Raw genomic sequence first — 17,282 nt, forward strand, 5'->3', positions numbered from 1 at the left:
CAATACAGGTCACCTGGCTGCGGCAAGTCACATCTTGGAACAGGGGTACGCTTCCTTGATTTCTGTGTTGAAAAAACTTCCGATGGAGTCTGCCATAAGCAAGCGCTCGTGCATGAACAACGGCACGTTGAAATATTGGTAGATGCCGGAGTTTTTGAATTCAACTTCCAGAGTTTCGCTTTCAGGCTCGTACCCTATTGAAACGATGCTAGACGAACTTACTGGTTCACGTTCCATCTTGTCCCCCTTCTGTCGATGGTTTCTTCCATTTGGCATTTTGCGCGCGCCAAGCCGCGACGAGCGTTTCATAGTCAGCCTTTGTCTGCGTTTCCGACCAAGCGGAAGCCACCAGTGGGTCACCGCTATTTGGCCGATCATTCTCATGAGGTAGCGTCACGCGGCACCGGACGGGAAGGCGAGCGGCCTCTCCAATAACAATCGCTTCTCCCGTCCTCAAAACGGGAAGACTGTCGATGACACCGCTCAAATTATCCGGCAGCGCAGCCTGCACCTTGGAACGGTCACTCCCGTTCGACAGGCGGAGCGCAAAGAACGTTCCGCATTGAGAGAGAATCGTGTCGTCAATTTCCGACGGACGTTGGCTCACAATCATTGCCCCAACACCAAATTTCCGCCCCTCTTTCACAATCCTTTGGACCATTTCGCGAGCCGGACTTTCGCCATCCTTTCCGAGATAGCGGTGGGCCTCTTCCATCACAATCAATTGGGGACGTTTGCGTCCGCCTGCCGGTAGTTCCCGCCCCCAGAATAGACCCTGATAGATGATATTCAGGATGCCACCGATGAGCCTCGTCATCACGGCGCTCGGAATGCCCGATAGGTCTAAGATGGTTATGGGGCGGTCGTGGCCAATCCATCCCTCAAGCAATTGCGGAAGGTCTGCCTCGACGCTTCCATCAAGCTTCGGTTCCCACTTTCCAGGATGAAGCATGAAATCGTATTGACGATCGAGCAACCGCGATCGAAGGAGGGCTAGCTGCCTCCGAATAGAAAGGACCCCAACATTGTTCGTGAAGGGTGGAGAACTGCCCGCCCCAGGAAGGGGATACTGAGGCTGTTTCAGAGCGTCTGCGTCACCATCCTCAGTCTTTGCAGTCTGACTGCGCTGTTGATCAAGCCAAGTCTTTATCTCTGGGTCTATCAGTTCAAACCAAAGTTGCTTTAAGCTGAACGGTATCGGACTATCCGAGGTAAGCGAATTTACTTCAAAGCCGGGGAAATTAGCCGCCGTCGCCACGGCACGCTTGGCATCTACTATCTTATCAAGAATCCCAGAGAGTGCCTTTTCCTCGCTCTTTCCCATCAGGAAATTCAGCAGATCGCCAATTTCCATAGCCCAGTAAGGAATGAAAAGTGGTTCTGTTCCTTCAGTCGGATTGACCCGAAAAATCCTCGCAACATTTCTCAGGGCCTTTCCGTATTCGCCGTGAACGTCAAGCAGCAGGATACGAGCTGACGGGAAGGACTTCTCATCACCTTGTCCTGATGAGATTGAGCGCAGCAAGCTCGCTACGGTTGTGGACTTGCCCGAACCTGTGGATCCAAGGACTGCGGAGTGTCTCGTTACCAGCCGGTCAAGGTCGATCCGGACCGGAATGCTTTCGGCAGCCGTCAGCCGCCCGATTGTTACCTGGCCCGCTTCCGAGGTGCCATAAATCTTCTCGAGGTCCGCTTCGGTGACGAGATGAACTTCGTCGTTGATAGACGGATACTGGCTGACACCACGCTCGAATGCGGCCTCCACGATCTCGCCAACGAGTTGGACGGTCATCCACCGTTCCCCGCGGGCAGCGGCGTCCTTCAAAGTTTCCGGAGTCGCGGTCGCACCAACATCTGCAATGATACCGTAGAGGTCATGGTAGCCCTGCGGAATCCGGACAAAGCTTCCGACCTGCCCAACGCGATAACTTCTACCCCCTATGATGGCGATGCCGGAGGAAATTCCGGCGAATTGCCGAACGCTTATCATGGAGCCGGAAACTGCCCCCACATGACCCAGAAGCGTTGGCGCGTTCATACGGGGACGACGAGGGTTGGGACGGAAGCGGTAGGTGCGGGAATAGGCGAAAAGATCTGTGCCGAACGCGACGCCGCAAAAAACTTGCAGAACGGCTCCACAGCTCCAAGCAGAAACTGATCAGGGTCGGCCGATTGCGGCTTCCCCCAATAAGTTGAGCGGATCGGACCCCAGTCTTTGCTCGGCAGCTCGGCAGGAACAACCCAAGCCCCGGGGGTGCCATTCATCATGGCTTTGTCCCGAGCGTACACGCTGAAATTCGGACGCTTGCTCGCTAGGTCACATGCCGCGACTTCTTCATCAAGCGCCTTGAACATGAAGGCGAACACACTAGCAGAGGTGTTCCCTGCTAGACCTTCGTCGATCCGTGCAGCGACATGGGCATCAGCATATGAAAACCCGATGGATATGAGAAGCGTGTCATCCGTCCCCAGGAACGTCTTAAGGCGGTCGAGCAATGCAGTATACGGCGCCTTTTGCGTTTGATCATATTTCAGATGTTCTGGAAATACCAAGTGGCTGGCGCTGCTTTTTCCGGTTCGAATAACTTCTCCCTTCTCCCCTGCACACCAACCGAGCGAGCCGTGAAGTTTCCACAAACGTGTCCAACGCGCGGGCAGGTCATTCCTTGCTACCGATACGGGATCGAAAAACGGTTCTCGGCCGCCTGTGAAACCATCAAAGTAAGGAGCGCCGACGACCTCGAAGGCTTCCTCGAGCAGAAGATCATAGTTCGTAGTAAATATCTCCACGGCGCTGTCGCGAGACGTTCCCGTTATCCAGTTGACTAAATCAGAGTACGCTGACTCCGGCTTAGGCAGTCGAGCATCCACGATCTTGCCGATTTCTGCGCAGATTTCTTCACCAAATTTTTCGAAACCGGGTCCGTCTAGATCATGAACTTTGCTCTTCCCGATGACCTTGGCGAGAGACCTGACTCGGGAGAGGATGGTCTCAATGTCATCTTTGGGAAGCTCTGCCTTCAAGCCGGCGATCTGTGCACCATATTTCGGCGCTAAGGTTGCTAGAACCTGATTGGTCAGCCCTGCAACCGCCGGTACCAACGGATATGTACCATCGATCTTGCGCATTCCTGCAGGGGCACCCGCGCCAATCAACAAACCAATTTTCTTTCTTCCTTGGGCAATGATTGTTCGCAGGGAAGCCATATACTGATCGGGATTGTGAACATTGACGCTCATATGCTCTCCTCTGCAGGCAATTGACGTCTATGGGGCGGCCGCCCACGTGTAAGCAGCTTCGTCCCAAACGCAAGCAGGCACAGCTCTAAATCGTTGAATATATTTGGTATAACTTGAAGTTTCTAAGTTTCTGAGTGCAGTCGGCAATGTCGACAGGGAATTCGAACGCGCCTCGATCATAGCACCCACGTCTGGATGAGCCGATCAAGCTTCTCGCTGCAGCCGATCTGTTCATCGGCGTGAGGTCCAGTCGTAAATGTCGGCACGAGCAGGCGGAATGCCGCCTGCGCAAAGCGGGACCGCCCGCTCGCAAGACCGCCCACGACCATCATTTTCTGAACTTGTCCGATCTGCTCCGCTCGACGCCAAGCCGAGTTGCGCTCGCCGGCATTCGCCCCACTCTGCCGCGCGCTCACGCGCATGAAGATGGGTGGCAGTTTTCGTGCGAAGACGCAGACCGGCTTCCAATGCGTGTTCTGTTCGCGCCGACAGGTCATGCTGCATTTTGCGGATCTGATTGGGATTGTGCCCACAGTGGAGCAAGAGCGCGGTCAGATAGAGTTCGATCGCATGGATTGCCGACAATCTGAACGGCGCGCGTGTCAACGGTTTGCCGGGCCGGCCTTGTTGCAGGAGCAGGTGTGCCGCCTTGCGATATTCTTCCGCCAGCTCGTGGAGCTGCTGCGGGGATGCAAGCTCAGTGGGATATTTGCGTTCTTCGATCGTCATTTGCGCGATCTGAAAATGCTAAGGTGCAAACTTCGTAGTGTAAGATCCACGGCGTCGCGCGTCTCTTCACTTCGCTATTTCAAATCGCTCGCTGCGATGTTCGGCTACAGCCGGGCAGATGGGCGTCGCCGATTTACGATAGCGACGGCTCGTTGAGATGCGTTAGAATTTGACCAGACCGCACTGGATCGATCCTGTCTGCCTCTGCGAGGGCCCAACGTTGCCATGCGTCCAGCGCCGAGGCATCGATATCAGCCGAACCTTCATCGATCGCGCGACGGACGCGCTCAACAAGTGCGCGAATGTCTTCAGCCTGACGCAGCAACTCCCCGCTGGTCCGCAGGTTTTGCACGCGCTTTTGGTTGAGTTGGACTAGCCATTCCTCGCGCTGTTTCTCCTTTTCAATCCGCTCCCGCTCTGCACGCTCCTCGGCTTCCCGCAGGCCAAGTCGGAACTTCTTCTCCCCCGCCACGATGATCGCAGCCGCGATCTCAGCAATCCTAGATTCAACCTTTATGTCACCGTCGTCCTGCCAAGAAACCGTATTCTTGCGGTCGAAACCAGGATCTATCCGCAGGGCAAGCGGGGTTGATGCTGGCAGGTCTGGCGCCGGCCGCAGATACCCGTACTGACGCACTGTGCGGTGGCTGCCGACTATTCTTATGTCCAATCCAAGATAGGTGTCTCCGATGGTTGCTCGCGCATGAATTTCTCCGTCGCGCTCGTAGGCACCCCCATCATGGCCGCGCTTGCTGAGAGCCAAAAACAGCGCATTGAAGATTTTCAGCCGCCGCTTGCCCACCGGATTGTCGAACTTGGGTTCGTCAATGGTCCACTCGCGCTCTGCATTTTTGTCGCGCCGACGCTGCTCCTGCTTGAGCAGTTGGACGAGCCCTTTGTGCGGCCTGTCCAGCGACTGAGGGACGGAAATTTTGCCAATCGCCTTCAGCTCCTGTGCCTGGAGTTCCTCGAGATCTTCTGGAACCAAGGCGGATGCAAATGGCCCATTTGATGGGAGAGGGGCTGCAATCGACAGCACCTTTTTGAAGCGTGCATCCACACTCGCTCGACCCAATTCACCGGGGCGCCGCAGTAGTGCCTTGGGCAGCGCAGGCACCCTCTTTCCGGCGCGGACTTTGTTCCAATAGCCTTGCGGTGGTGACGCAACTCCACATCGCGTCAGCAGCTTCTTCAGTCCGACGTCGGACAGTTCGAGCTTCGCCGCCAAGTCCCGCATTGGCGCAGACCAGGCGAACGCAATCAGATCGTCTGGCAACACAAGAATGTCTTTCTGCCACACGTCGGCTTACCTCCATGTTGTTCAGCCAGGCTTCTTTTTGCACGCCATTGCAGTGTCGATATGACAGGCCGGCCAGTGCCATCCAAGGTCAAATCTGGCAACTCCAGTGTGCCCCAGATCGTGCCAAGGGATGCGCCTACGTCATCTGGCGGCTGCAGATTGGCTGCAGCCTAGCAGCGCTCTCGGTGAGCATTAGCGGGGCGCTCTGGAGACGTTCTGCTTCTTTTCGTCGTTCCTCGTGCAACAGGGGGTAGTCGGACATTCCCGCGTGGCAAAGCGAGGTTTCGTGCTGTCGAGGGAGGTCGCGAAACACGACCGAAGATCGATGGCAAGATAAAAGGGCGCACATTGTGCTGCGGTCGGCTGGTTGTTTTTGCTAGTATTTTCTGCGCCCTCGGCACATTGTGAGGTTTTGCCGCAATGTGCGCTAAGATCCGAAACAATTATTTTAGCTCAACAATTTACAATGTGCTTCTCAATCGACGATTGCGATTGTCCACGGATATTTGGAAGTGGTTCCTCACCGCCGTGAGGTTAGGCCCTGGATGGCTGCCGCGTTGCATGAGGGCAGCCTGCATCCTTGTCGAGATCGCATCTTTGACCGGCAGTCTGCGACCTCGATCGCTCAAAGTGCGAACGTTGGGCCGGTTACTATGAAGGGATACGCCGGCGCCACGCTGTCTTAAAAGTTATCCAAATCGCTGGTAGGCGAATGACGAGCGATGTGCATCACCAGCCGCTGCTCGCGGTGCGATATCGGCCACGATCGAATTGAGACGTATTTCGCCGTGCAACTGACACGCCTTGAGCTTTACAATCAAGTCTGCGAGAGGCCTCTCAGCAAAATCGCTCCAGAGCTCGGAATTTCCGGCACGGTGCTGGCATCGATATGTAAGCGATATCAGGTTCCCTATCCTGGGTCGGGATATTGGACGCGTAAATTGCTCGGACTCCCGGTAGACTTGCCGCCACTGCCGGCGGCATCGGACGAACTGATTGAGCTAACGTCGCCGACTCCAAAGCCACGCCAAAAGAGAACCGCGAAAGAAGGCTCTGTTCGCAAGGCCAGACCTGCCGCGAAACCCCATCGCCCGGCGCGCCATCGGCTGCTCTTCGGCGTTGAAGAGCACATGCGAAAAACACGCGACGTAAAACAGGGCGAGTTCCTCAGGCCCTACAAGAGAATCCTGCCGGATCTGATTTCCTCAGAGACCCAGTTGCTTCGCGCACTCTCGATCGCCAACGATCTCTATCTCGCGTTGGACGAACAGGGATACCGCGTTCAAGTCGCGCCGCCTGCCGACGACCTTGATCGCATCCGCATCAAAGAACAGGAGGTGGAGAGCAAGGATCGCAAATACGGGCACTATCACTCCGGGAGCATCTGGGCTCCGGATCGACCTACCGTCCTCTATGTTGACACGGTGCCGATCGGGCTCGCCATCACCGAAATGACCGAAAGAGTGACGGTGCGATACTTCGATGGCGAATACCATCGGGAGGACAGCAGGCTCATCCGGTCCGCCAAGCCTTGGCAGCTAACGCATTCCTGGACAAACGAGCAGGACATGCCCTGCGGGCGCTTTCGGGTTGTTGCCTATTCGCCGAAAAAGGGCGTCGACTGGTCCGTGACCTGGCAAGAGACCGAGCATGAAGCGATTGACGCTCTGATCCCGAAAATCGTGGAAACAGTGAAGGCGGCCAAGGGCACTGTTCAGCGCCTTATGGACGCCGAGGATGTGGCGGCGGCGAAGAGGAAGAAAGAAAGAGAGGAGGAGTGGGAGCGCTATCTAAAGCAGGAGGACGCCCGCAAGGTGGCTCAGGCACTAGCAGATAGCCAGCAGCAGCTTGCGGAAATTATTGAACGGTGGGGCAAGGCGATGACGGTAGAGCGTTTTTTCGTGGATGCCGAAGAGCGGTTGAACACTACGGACGACAAAGATCGCCGAAAGCGCCTGGAGGAGCGTCTGGCTCTCGCGAGGGCAATGATGGAAAGCGTCGACCCGCTAGATTTCATCGAAAGCTGGCTGGCACCGCAGGAGCGATACCAGGCAAAATTCGTCTAGACCAGATTTGTGCTGCCTAGACTTGTTCTTGGCGGCAACGGGACCGCATCCGGACTGTCCGCTTTCGGAAAGCGCTTGGCGTTAAGGTGCCCGCTTCCGTGAAGCGAAGGGGCCGGTTGAGAAGCATCGACGCTGCCCCCTAACTCTTGCTACGCACCCCTCTTTCATTAGAGCCAATCCTGCGCCATCATCCCCGCTGCTTGGAGCTCGCGGCGATCCACGCAGCTCATACATGCGAGGCCCTTCTATCGATTACCAGCCATAATTCGACGCATTCTTCCACTGCGCGTCAAAACAGCAAAAACCTGACTAATACCTCTACCCCCTAATTGCTCGAATCTATTTATTCGTGCACGTTGCTATGGCTCGTGAAGGGGCGCACCAAGCGCTTCATACATTTAGTTTTTCGTGTGCACCGCACATGTGGGGATACTCTTGTCTTCAATCGGATGGATTGATTTCGACGAAAAGGAGCGCGAGCGGGCGAACGCACTGATGCAGCTCTTCACCGAGCATGAGGCAAGGGACGAGCTGGGGCTGGGCGCGATCCGGGATTCAATTGCCGATCACCTCTTCCCCGGCACCAGCACCGTTCAAACTCGCCTCCGTTACATGCTGTTCGTGCCTTGGATCTTCTCCCGGCTTCCTCGGCATCGCAGCTCCATCGAGGTGCTGGATCAGATGCGGTCCGATCAGCTCAAGCTTCGTAATGCCCTGGTCACAGGCATGGAGAGCAATGGCGTCATCGGCGTGAATGCCGGCCGCGAATTGAAGAGGCTGCCGGCCAGCGTCTATTGGGCTGGATTGGAGAATTGGGGCATCCGGTTGTTCCCCGGATCCATCGACTCCTATGCCGCTTCGCTGCCGTCCTGGCCGAAAGAGTCCAGCAGGGACCACGCCGAAGACGACTATGATGCGAACCGTTCCAGGCTAGCGCTGTGGCATCCGCAGCTTCCCGCGGCGCCAAAAGGCCTCTTCGAAAACACGAGCTTTGCACTGAGCGATGAGGAAGCCGAATTCATCGTGGACCGCCTCAACGCCAGCAATCCCGATAGCTTGCTGACCTTCCTCGCTCGGAAGGGCGGCAATGCTCGGGCCGGCTACATCTGGGCACATCCGCACGTCTCCGAATTCCCGGCCCGCATGCGCCGGCTCGTCGAGCACGCCTCGATCTTCTCGGAGGCCATGTACGGTGCTGCCCTTCACTATAATCTGCAGCTCAGCCAGCTCCGGGGCAAGGAGGACTGGGTCGAGGACTACAAGTCGGGCATCGCGAAGTGGCAGCAGGACCTTGATCTTGCCCGGTTGAAGCACTGGTCGCTGGAAGACTTCTGGGACGAGATCCGCCACCCCGCGCATCGGGTGCTCGAACCGGCGCGACGGTTCGTAACCGATTGGACCGACCTGCTCAAGATCAGTGGCGGCCTCAAGCGAAACAAGGCCAAGGGGCTGGCATTGGTGAAGGAGCGAGAGCGGCGCCTCAAGAAGGGACTGTCGCGCTTTACCAACCAGGCAGCACTGAGCCGCTGGAAGGGGGCGTCCGGCGCCTACCGCCTCCAGTTCCGCTGGTCGCAAGCGAGCCGTCATCTGCAGGACCTTGCCCGTGGCTAGGTCGACGTTGGATCCGGAAACGCGGCTTCTCTACGGCGATAGCCTGAAGGCTCCCCCGGGCTACGAGTTCGATTGCGGGGTGGCCACAACCTTCTCCATGGATTTCGAGACGGCCTTGGCAATCTCGGTCAGCATTGCCTTCTTGGTGTCTAAGAACCGAGACGATGTCCTGAGTGACCACGTCGCACTGCTCGAAGCCGTTGAACGCACCGCTAAAAGACTTGTCGTCTACGCCGATGCCGGGCAGATCCATGCCGACAGGGGCGAGGGATCACGCCTGACCTCACTCCTTGAGAAGACCATCGTTGAAGTGAAGTCGCCGGGCGATGGCAGCTTCCATCCCAAGTTGTGGGCAATGCGCTTCAAGCCGCTCGACCACGACGATCCAATTAAAATGCGCTTGCTGATCCTGTCGCGCAACCTGACGCGCGATAGATCCTGGGACGCTGCGCTGTCGCTCGATGGGACGGTCCTATCGAGGCCCTCCGCTGGCAACAGGCCACTGCACGATCTGCTTAAACAATTGCCAAGCATGGCCGTTGGATCGATGGACGACGCGCGGCGACGCATGACCTTGGCGATGGCCGACGAACTCAGATACGTCGAATGGGACATGCCTCCGGGCTGCGACGCCTTAGATTTACACGTCAATGGCATTGGAGCCGGGGGCTGGAAGCCAGCCAAGAGCAGGAGCATCGCCGTGATGTCCCCGTTCATTGACGAAGAGGCCCTGGAGCATCTGGCTGCCTTGGCACCGCGCGCGGCTAAGAAACTGATCAGCAGGCCCGACCAGCTTGCCTGCATCCCTAAGGCGACGTTGGGCAAGTTCGAGCAGGTCCTGGTGCTCGACGAAATGGCAGAAGGCGACGATGGCGAGGAGCCTCTGCCGAATGAGCAGCAGGGCCTTCACGCCAAAATCTTCGTTCAGGAAGAAGGCCGACGCACGACGCTCACGCTGGGGTCGGGCAACGCCACCCGTACCGCCCTTCTCAACAAACGGGGACAGTCGACTCGGAACGTGGAGGTTTTCGCGAGCCTCCATGGTCAGAAGTCCAAGCTCGGCTCCATCGACGACATCCTGGGCGACCAGGGCTTCGGCAGGATGTTGAGGGCATTCGAGCCGGACGAGGTCGAAGCGACTGCAGCCCAAGAGATCGCTGCCGAGCAGCGCCTTCTCGATGCACGAAGAACTCTGGCACGCGGAGTACTGTCGCTTCGCTGCGAAGCGCTCCAGGACGATACCAAGCGTTGGCGGCTGTGGCTGATCCCGAGTGACGGTTTGCAGCTTGAAGAGCTCGGTCGGATTCGCGCGTGGCCGATCACTCTTGGAGAAGGTCACGCCAAGGACGTGCTTGACGGCATCCGAACCGACTCTCCCATCGATCTCGGTTCGGTCCCGCTGGTTGACCTCACCCGCTTCATCGCGATCGAAATCACTGATCTCGCAACGGGTCGCAGCGAGATCTTCAGCACGGGTCTCGACGTCGAGGGCATGCCGGAGGAGCGCGATCTTGCCATCCTCAATTGGGTCGTCGACAGCCGACAAAAGTTCATGGCTTATCTTCGGCTCCTTCTGGCGTCCTTCATCGAACATCCACTGCCGCCGCCCAACAAGACGAACGGCAACGCCAAGGGGGATTGGGGATCCGGCGCAGATGACGAGCCAATCCTTGAAGATCTCATGCGTGCCCTTTGCGCTGGTGACGGGCGCCTCGGCGCCGTCGATCGGCTCGTGACCCGGATGGAAGCCAGCGCCAAGGACGACACCGACGACCGCCTCCCACCGCACTTCAAGGAACTCTGGCGGGTGTTCCGCACGGTCTTGGAGACTCAAGATGCGCGGTGAGCCTTTCGATGCGTCGTTATCTCTGGCACAGCTCAAGCACTTCCAACGCAGAACGGTTGACTACGTCTTCGACCGTTTGCACGGGTCCGACCAAGTGCGCCAATTCCTCGTTGCCGACGAGGTCGGCCTTGGCAAGACGATGGTCGCCCGCGGTATCGTCGCCAAGACCATCGAGATGCTCTGGCCCAAAGCGAAGCGCATCGACATCGTCTACATCTGCTCCAATCAGTCGATTGCGGCACAGAACCTCAACCGGCTGAACGTGATGGGCAAGGAAGCGATGGCCCTGCCCACGCGCATCACGTTGATGCCGCTGCGGATGCGCGAGAAGAACACAATCAACGCGAACGGCGTGAACTTCATCAGCCTCACGCCCGGCACGACCTTCAACCTGCATTCGTCGAACGGAGTGATGGAAGAGCGCGCGCTGCTGCTGCGATTACTCGAACCGTTGGCACCACTGGCCTCGCTAAAGAACGCTTTGCAGGTGGGCGCTAGCCGAAAGAATTGGAACTGGCAGGTCAGCCAGATGACCCTGGAAGGCATCGACAAGACGCTCGTTCATCGCTTCCAGTCCGCCGTCTCGAAGAACAAAGTGCTCATGGCCGAATTGGGCGAGGTGTGCGAGCTCTTCGGCACGTACCGGAAGAAATACCCGAAGCCATCCAATTGGGCGCGCACGTCCCTGGTCGCCAAACTGAGAAAGACGCTCTCGCACGCTTGCGTAGTGGCGTTACAACCAGACTTGATCATCCTCGACGAATTTCAGCGTTTCCGCGAGCTGCTATCGGGCGAGGACGATGCCGCCGAGCTGGCGCGCGCCCTCTTCGAGTATGGCGATCAGGAAACGGGTGCCCGCACCCTGCTGCTCTCGGCCACCCCATACAAGATGCTGACGCTGTCCGAGGACTCGCCCGATGACGGCGACCATTACAAGGACTTCCTTAAGACGATCGGCTTCCTGCACGGTCGTGATCGCGCCTCCGCGGTCGCTGATGAACTCGACCTGGAGATGCGCCAGTTTCGACGCTTCCTCCAGCAGTTGCCGGCGGCGACCAAGCAAGCGAAGAAGGCTCGTAAGGGCATCGAAGCTCGCCTCAAGAAGGTGATGAGCCGCACCGAAAGGGTCGACAGCACCATCGAGAGGGACTCGATGCTGAGCGAGCCACAGATGGAAGCGAAGGTAGCCGCGGAGGATCTTCGTCAAGCGATGGTGGCGGCGCAGGTCGCGCGAAGCGCTGGGGCGCCGGAGATCATCGAATACTGGAAGTCCGCGCCCTACCTGCTGAACTTCATGCGCGACTACAAGCTTAAGAAGTTGCTTAAGGACGCGGTGGCGAAGCCCAACCCCGCTCTTGTCGCAGCAGTTGCCGAGGCGGAAGCGTTGGCACTGCGGATGGACGACATCGAGAAGTACCAGCCAGTGGAGCCGGGTAATGCCCGGCTGAGAGCACTGATGTCGGACCTGTTCGACGCCAAGCTTGATCAGCACCTCTGGATCACCCCGTCGCTTCCCTACTATGGGGAAGCCGCCAAGGCGCCGCCGCTGACCAAGGCGTTGGTCTTCTCCGCTTGGCAGATGGTCCCGGACGCGCTCGCAGCCCTCATCTCCTACGAAGCCGAACGACGTATGGGCGCTGCGGAAACAAAGCTGGCCTATTCCGACGCAGCGAAACGCCGGCCTTTGCAGTTTCGGCTGGATGCCAACAATCGGCCGGCCACGCTGCGCACGCTCAACCTCATCTATCCCTCCCCTCTGCTGGCCGAACTGGGCGACCCATTTGCTGTTTTTGCGGCCGCTGCCAAACGGCCCTCCATCGAGGAGATGCGGACCGCATTGCGCCACAAGCTCGCCGAACGTCTTGCTGGGCTTCCCAAGGCCAAGGATGGCGAAACCTTGAGCGCGCGAGACTGGGAATGGTCGACGGCGGCGTTGCTGGACGTCGCGGCTGGCAATAGGGCATCGGAATGGCTGCGGAGCGGAGCCTTCGCCTCGACCGGCAATGAAGCAGGTTTCCGAGACCATGTCGCCGAGCTGATCTCCGCAAAAGGCATCGGAGAAGACGGCAGCGAAACTGCATTGGAATTGCTCGTGGATGTTGCGCTGGGAAGCCCCGCGGTATGCTCGGTCCGAGCCATTCGACGCATTGCGCCCGAACTTGCCTGGGATGCCCCAGAGCTTCTGGAGGCCGCGGCCCACGTGGCCTGGGGTTTCAGGACCCTGTTCAACCAGCACGAGACCGTGGCGCTGCTACGCCAGGAGAGCGATGAGCATTATTGGCGCAGCGTTCTCGCCCATTCCGCAGCACACAATCTCCAATCCGTTCTCGACGAATACGCCCATTACCTCGTCGAAGGCGAAGGGTTGGTCGCCAAGTCACCGACCGAGCGCGCCAAAGGCGTGGCAGAGGCCATGGTCAGGGCGCTGTCCATTCGCCCATCTCAGATCGAGGTCGACGACGTCAGGGCCGAGAACGGGCGCATTGTCTTCAGAAAGCCAATCAAGATGCGCGGTCGGTTTGCGATGCGCCTGGCCGAGCTCAAGGATGAGGAAGGTGGTGCCGTTCGGCTGTCAACGGTCCGCGAAGCCTTCAACTCGCCCTTCAGGCCATTCGTCCTTGCCACGACCTCGATCGGCCAGGAGGGTTTGGACTTCCATCCGTATTGCCACCGGGTCTATCACTGGAACTTGCCAGGCAACCCGGTCGATCTGGAGCAGCGCGAAGGGCGGGTCCACCGCTTCAAGGGCCACGCCATTCGCCTGAACGTCGCCGAGGCACACGCTCACGCAGTGCGACAAGGCCGAAAGCCACCTGCAGACCCCTGGGCCGCCATGTTCGCCGCAGCACGACGCGCTACCAAAAGCCGCGACGAGCTCATTCCATATTGGATTTTTGAGGGCTCGACTAAGGTAGAGCGGCGCGTGCCGCTGATACCATTGAGCCGAGAGGAGAAGCGGCTCCAATGGCTGAAACGAAGCCTGACGGTCTACCGGCTGGCGTTTGGGCAGCCAAGACAGGACGATCTCCTGGCCCACCTTGTCCGGCTGGTCGGCAATGGCTTCGATGCAAGCGAGTTCGATGAACTTCAGATCAGATTGCGGCCTTAGCATGAAGCTTCGAAACAACCTTCAGCACGAGCCACAAGCCTGGTCGAATGCCGGTTGGAGACAGGCCGTACCCATCAGATGCGCGTTCACATGGCCCATATCGGCCATCCGGTGATCGGCGATGGACCGCCTTCGACCTTAGGCGTTTCGCCTGACGACGCTGGGGAGCAATCCCCTCTGGTAACCGCCGCTGCCTACTTATCTGCTCTATGTCCAGTTCGGGGCCGTGAGTTGACGGTCCGGTCAGGGGTGTCGCCCAGCGATAGCTGCTGTTCGGCATTCGATCCATTGTTGGTAAATGCACTGATGACGCCAAGCGACCCAAAGCTGACGCAGTTAGCGAAAATGGGCGCAGCGTTCTCAAATCAGCTACTCGGATGTTAACCGTTTGGGGCGCTATACCGGTTCGGCCAAGTACATACTCGAAGTCTGAGAGGGCATTGTGGGCAAACAGGCGGACGACGCTCTGCTTCAGCGCGTTGCAAACTGGAAGCTGGCCTACACCGATGACACCACCGGTGTCATAACCGCCATGGGAGCCATGCTCTGGGATCATGCCGCGTTCCGAACAGCGATCAGGATCGTCAGTCTCGCCAGCCAACGGCAGCGAGCGGAAGGTCCAGACGGTGATGGGCCATCGCTAAATCAGATGCTTTTCGATCTGTTGGCAAAAGGCTACTGGTCCAGTCTACTCCTCGGGGCTAGGAAGTTGCTCGATCCGCACCCACTTGTTGGCCCTCGTGGGGTCTATTCACTTCGGGCGATCCTCAACGACGTGAAAGCGTGCCGGCCTAAAATCACCCGGCGCATTTATGTCGAGCATCTTCGGATGTGCCGCTACGATCTAGAGGCACTTCGACAGGAGAACTGGCAGGCCGTGAAAGCCTCTGCGGGAAAGGCCATATGGGGCGACCCGGCCCTAACCCTCAGCGAATTTTGTCATAGAGACTTCGATTATCTCAGCGGGGTCAAGGAAGCCGATCGGAGCGAAACTGACCTGATCGATCCCGCCGTTCTGGACTTGATCGAAAGACGTCTCGCGGAGCTCGATCGCATCAGCGAATATGCCTCTACCCACATCGCTCATGCAGGCAACGCTGAGAGTCGTCTGGGGAGGAGTCTCGAGGAATTTGACATACGAGACGCGAGGGAGGCGCTCAAAGCTCTCAAGGAGATTGCTGACTTGATCGGGCTCTGGTTTGCCAACGGGGAGATTTCCACTCTGGCCGTGTACCAGGGTAACCAATTCGAAGGGCTCGACATGGCTGCGGTGTCGGAAGCTGATATGCCGGAGCTTGATGCAAACTGGGACCTCATCGACCAGGATATTGCATCATGGCACCTAAAGCCCGAGCAGCTTCTTTCGGGAAATGGATAGGTCGGCGGCTAGGTCATCCCCTTGGGCGGCTTTGATAGGAGACCTGAGCAATTGCTACGGAGAACATGATAACTGTTTGAAATTCCTGCAGTTGATTGGTGTCCGTTCCAGATGGTCTGGTTTCAGCTCGCACCTAGCGAATAGCTGTCCTTCGGCATACGACCGATCGTTGCCGTTCAGACCGCGTTCATCGCCGACCGAACCTTCCGTTCGTTCAGTGTTTGTCGGACGGTAGACCGAGGCCGTATGGCGGCCTGCGGCTATCAAATCTGAGGGCGCCAATTGGGAACGGGTACTTGCCCACTGCACTGGCTATAGAAGAACTGCACGTTTGCGCCTTCAAGTCACATGTCGCGAATGTCTTCACCCCACGGCTTAACAGCAATCGAGACGGCGGTTCCCGCCGCCATCTGTTCCAGCATCGACGTGAGCCGAGCTCGCCTGTTAGGTCCGGCGGGAATTCCAAGGCTGTGGTCACCGCGTCGACAGGCGAGAACGTCGCCCATTAATTTCGCAGGGTTCTCAGACCAGGTGCGTTCTTGGTGACGAGTATGCATCAACCCTTCAATGACTTTCTCGGCGCGCTGAATTCGCACGCCCCTCGCGCCGTAAAGCCACACAAAGGACGCTGCGGTTATGTCGAGCATTCGTTGGCATTGCTGTGGAAGCTTGGGATCCACATTGTGTAGCCACTTCGACTGCACGAGAAACCCCTTGTCAAACTGGCCCTCCACGCTGATGCTCCTGCGTGAGGGCATCGTAATGCTCGACTACGACCTCGTCGATCACTGAGCGAAAAGCTTCCGATATTACGTCGCGCTGATTTTTTGTGAGTATCATCTATTCCAGCAAATTCTTTTCCACAGCTTCCAATCCCGCGAAGTCCACGCTTCAAGGAGATGGATACAAATGGATATCCGATCTAAGTTGCCCGCAGCATGCCCAACCCGCCCCCGCATGAACCTTTACGTTAGATATAGCCCCTAGCTCATGCCTTTCTGATATATCTAACGACGGAAACGCTGGCCAACACTACTCCGGAAAATCCGCTTGTGCGGAAAACCCATAGAGAAACTTCTCAGTCGCCTACTCGCCCTGACACGGAAGGCTATCCGGTAAGACCTAACGTCCGCTTTCAGGCAATTGCTAGGTCGCTTGGAATGACGAAGTGAGGCGCAAAGCGGGCATGTCTTATGCGGGTCCGGAGGCCGTCAATCCGCTATTGGATCGTAACTGCCGAGAAGCCGTCGCTGCAGAACAACTCTATCTGACACCTCTGCGCGCATATCCTGGCGACGGCGACGCTGGTGCGGCTTTGCGCGGCCTGCAGAAGCTTAAGGTGGCGATGGGGGGCCTCTCTATAATGGGAGTGCGGCAAGACCTCCCACTATTTGGCGTTTGAACGGCCATTCAAGAGATCCTACCTACGAACCTCCATTCTGGAGGTCAATTTGATAATTTGGCTCTCGGGGCCGACAGGCGCCGGCAAGACAACTATGGCTGGATTGCTCGCAACGGTTGGGTACAGCGTGGTCCGTGAGTCTGCGCCTTCTCAGCTTTTCGCTGATTTCGTGAAGGACCCGGGACAATACTGCTCGCAGGTTCAAGAAGCGATTATGCGTTCCAGGCACTCTCAATGGAAGGCTTTGCCTGACCGGAAAAAGGTGGTGTTTGACCGTAGTATTGACGAGGATTTTTCGATCTTTTGCCGGATGCATGGCATGTCGGGCCTTATTGACGACGAAACGCTTCAAAGGCTGAGGGTTCTCTGTTGTGAATTTAAAGAAGATATGCCTGTTCCCGACTTGATCCTCTACCTCTCCGCCGACATTGAAACGCTTGCTGGTCGCATAGAAGGTCACCCCAAAGTAATCCGGGACCATCTAGGCACACAGTTGAAATTGTACGATGAATGGATTTCGGGTCGCCGCGAGAGTCTTGTAAGGCTCGATAATTCGAAATGTCGGCTTGAGATCCTAATCAACGCCTTTTAGTGAGAATTC

12 protein-coding genes and 1 pseudogene are annotated in these 17,282 nt (G+C 57.6%); 7 read left to right on the forward strand and 6 right to left on the reverse strand.

What is annotated here, in order from left to right; translation table 11 throughout:
- Positions 1-27: 27 nt before the first annotated feature.
- The 5 genes from A9K65_RS08450 to A9K65_RS08470 all read right to left on the reverse strand — a co-directional run bounded on the left by A9K65_RS08450 (position 28) and on the right by A9K65_RS08470 (position 5,269).
- Positions 28-237, reverse strand: coding sequence for a KTSC domain-containing protein (locus A9K65_RS08450; protein WP_064994432.1), 210 nt, complete (start codon positions 235-237; stop codon positions 28-30).
- Complete coding sequence (locus A9K65_RS08455) at positions 227-2,038, reverse strand: ATP-binding protein (RefSeq protein ID WP_064994433.1); 1,812 nt, start codon at positions 2,036-2,038, stop codon at positions 227-229. Before A9K65_RS08455 ends, A9K65_RS08450 begins: the two co-directional genes overlap by 11 nt.
- Positions 2,035-3,240 carry an SIR2 family protein gene (locus tag A9K65_RS08460; RefSeq protein WP_064994434.1) on the reverse strand — a complete coding sequence of 402 codons (1,206 nt, stop codon included), beginning with the start codon at positions 3,238-3,240 and terminating at the stop codon, positions 2,035-2,037. The genes A9K65_RS08455 and A9K65_RS08460 overlap by 4 nt, the downstream gene beginning before the upstream one ends.
- A gap of 231 nt (positions 3,241-3,471) precedes the next feature.
- A complete protein-coding gene (locus tag A9K65_RS35610; RefSeq protein ID WP_198327573.1) occupies positions 3,472-3,969 on the reverse strand; it encodes a hypothetical protein in 498 nt (165 codons plus the stop codon).
- A 133-nt stretch (positions 3,970-4,102) separates the two neighbouring features.
- Entirely contained in the window at positions 4,103-5,269 is a 1,167-nt protein-coding gene (locus A9K65_RS08470) for a hypothetical protein (RefSeq protein ID WP_064994437.1), read from the reverse strand.
- A 722-nt stretch (positions 5,270-5,991) separates the two neighbouring features.
- Here A9K65_RS08470 and A9K65_RS08475 point away from each other — a divergent pair.
- The 6 genes and pseudogenes from A9K65_RS08475 to A9K65_RS08500 all read left to right on the forward strand — a co-directional run bounded on the left by A9K65_RS08475 (position 5,992) and on the right by A9K65_RS08500 (position 15,279).
- Positions 5,992-7,335 carry a hypothetical protein gene (locus tag A9K65_RS08475; protein ID WP_245322007.1) on the forward strand — a complete coding sequence of 448 codons (1,344 nt, stop codon included), beginning with the start codon at positions 5,992-5,994 and terminating at the stop codon, positions 7,333-7,335.
- 408 nt (positions 7,336-7,743) lie between these two features.
- On the forward strand, positions 7,744-8,946 hold the full coding sequence (locus A9K65_RS08480; RefSeq protein ID WP_245322009.1) for a DUF6361 family protein: 1,203 nt from the start codon (positions 7,744-7,746) through the stop codon (positions 8,944-8,946).
- A 7-nt stretch (positions 8,947-8,953) separates the two neighbouring features.
- Complete coding sequence (locus A9K65_RS08485; protein WP_245322010.1) at positions 8,954-10,792, forward strand: phospholipase D family protein; 1,839 nt, start codon at positions 8,954-8,956, stop codon at positions 10,790-10,792.
- Complete coding sequence (locus A9K65_RS08490) at positions 10,782-13,901, forward strand: helicase-related protein (RefSeq protein ID WP_064994440.1); 3,120 nt, start codon at positions 10,782-10,784, stop codon at positions 13,899-13,901. Before A9K65_RS08485 ends, A9K65_RS08490 begins: the two co-directional genes overlap by 11 nt.
- A 30-nt stretch (positions 13,902-13,931) precedes the next feature.
- Positions 13,932-14,024 (forward strand): annotated as a pseudogene (locus tag A9K65_RS35910) (pseudouridine synthase); the annotation flags it as partial.
- A gap of 319 nt (positions 14,025-14,343) precedes the next feature.
- Positions 14,344-15,279, forward strand: coding sequence for a hypothetical protein (locus A9K65_RS08500; protein ID WP_064994441.1), 936 nt, complete (start codon positions 14,344-14,346; stop codon positions 15,277-15,279).
- Between the two features lie 344 nt (positions 15,280-15,623).
- On the opposite strand, the gene A9K65_RS08505 is transcribed toward A9K65_RS08500, so the two are convergent.
- Positions 15,624-16,013 carry a hypothetical protein gene (locus A9K65_RS08505; protein WP_086081295.1) on the reverse strand — a complete coding sequence of 130 codons (390 nt, stop codon included), beginning with the start codon at positions 16,011-16,013 and terminating at the stop codon, positions 15,624-15,626.
- Positions 16,014-16,730: 717 nt separating this feature from the next.
- Here A9K65_RS08505 and A9K65_RS08515 point away from each other — a divergent pair.
- Positions 16,731-17,273 (forward strand): deoxynucleoside kinase, encoded by a 543-nt coding sequence (locus A9K65_RS08515; protein WP_280953814.1) that lies wholly within the window; start codon positions 16,731-16,733, stop codon positions 17,271-17,273.
- Positions 17,274-17,282: the final 9 nt, after the last annotated feature.

This window comes from Mesorhizobium sp. WSM1497 (assembly GCF_001672455.2).
GTDB lineage: Bacteria > Pseudomonadota > Alphaproteobacteria > Rhizobiales > Rhizobiaceae > Mesorhizobium > Mesorhizobium ciceri.

Excerpts from the sequence above, each read along its gene's own strand:
- A9K65_RS08450 (WP_064994432.1), bottom strand. The coding sequence starts at position 237 with ATGGAACGTGAACCAGTAAGTTCGTCTAGCATCGTTTCAATAGGGTAC.
- A9K65_RS08455 (WP_064994433.1), bottom strand. The coding sequence starts at position 2,038 with ATGAACGCGCCAACGCTTCTGGGTCATGTGGGGGCAGTTTCCGGCTCC.
- A9K65_RS08460 (WP_064994434.1), bottom strand. The coding sequence starts at position 3,240 with ATGAGCGTCAATGTTCACAATCCCGATCAGTATATGGCTTCCCTGCGA.
- A9K65_RS35610 (WP_198327573.1), bottom strand. The coding sequence starts at position 3,969 with ATGACGATCGAAGAACGCAAATATCCCACTGAGCTTGCATCCCCGCAG.
- A9K65_RS08475 (WP_245322007.1), top strand. The coding sequence starts at position 5,992 with ATGTGCATCACCAGCCGCTGCTCGCGGTGCGATATCGGCCACGATCGA.
- A9K65_RS08490 (WP_064994440.1), top strand. The coding sequence starts at position 10,782 with ATGCGCGGTGAGCCTTTCGATGCGTCGTTATCTCTGGCACAGCTCAAG.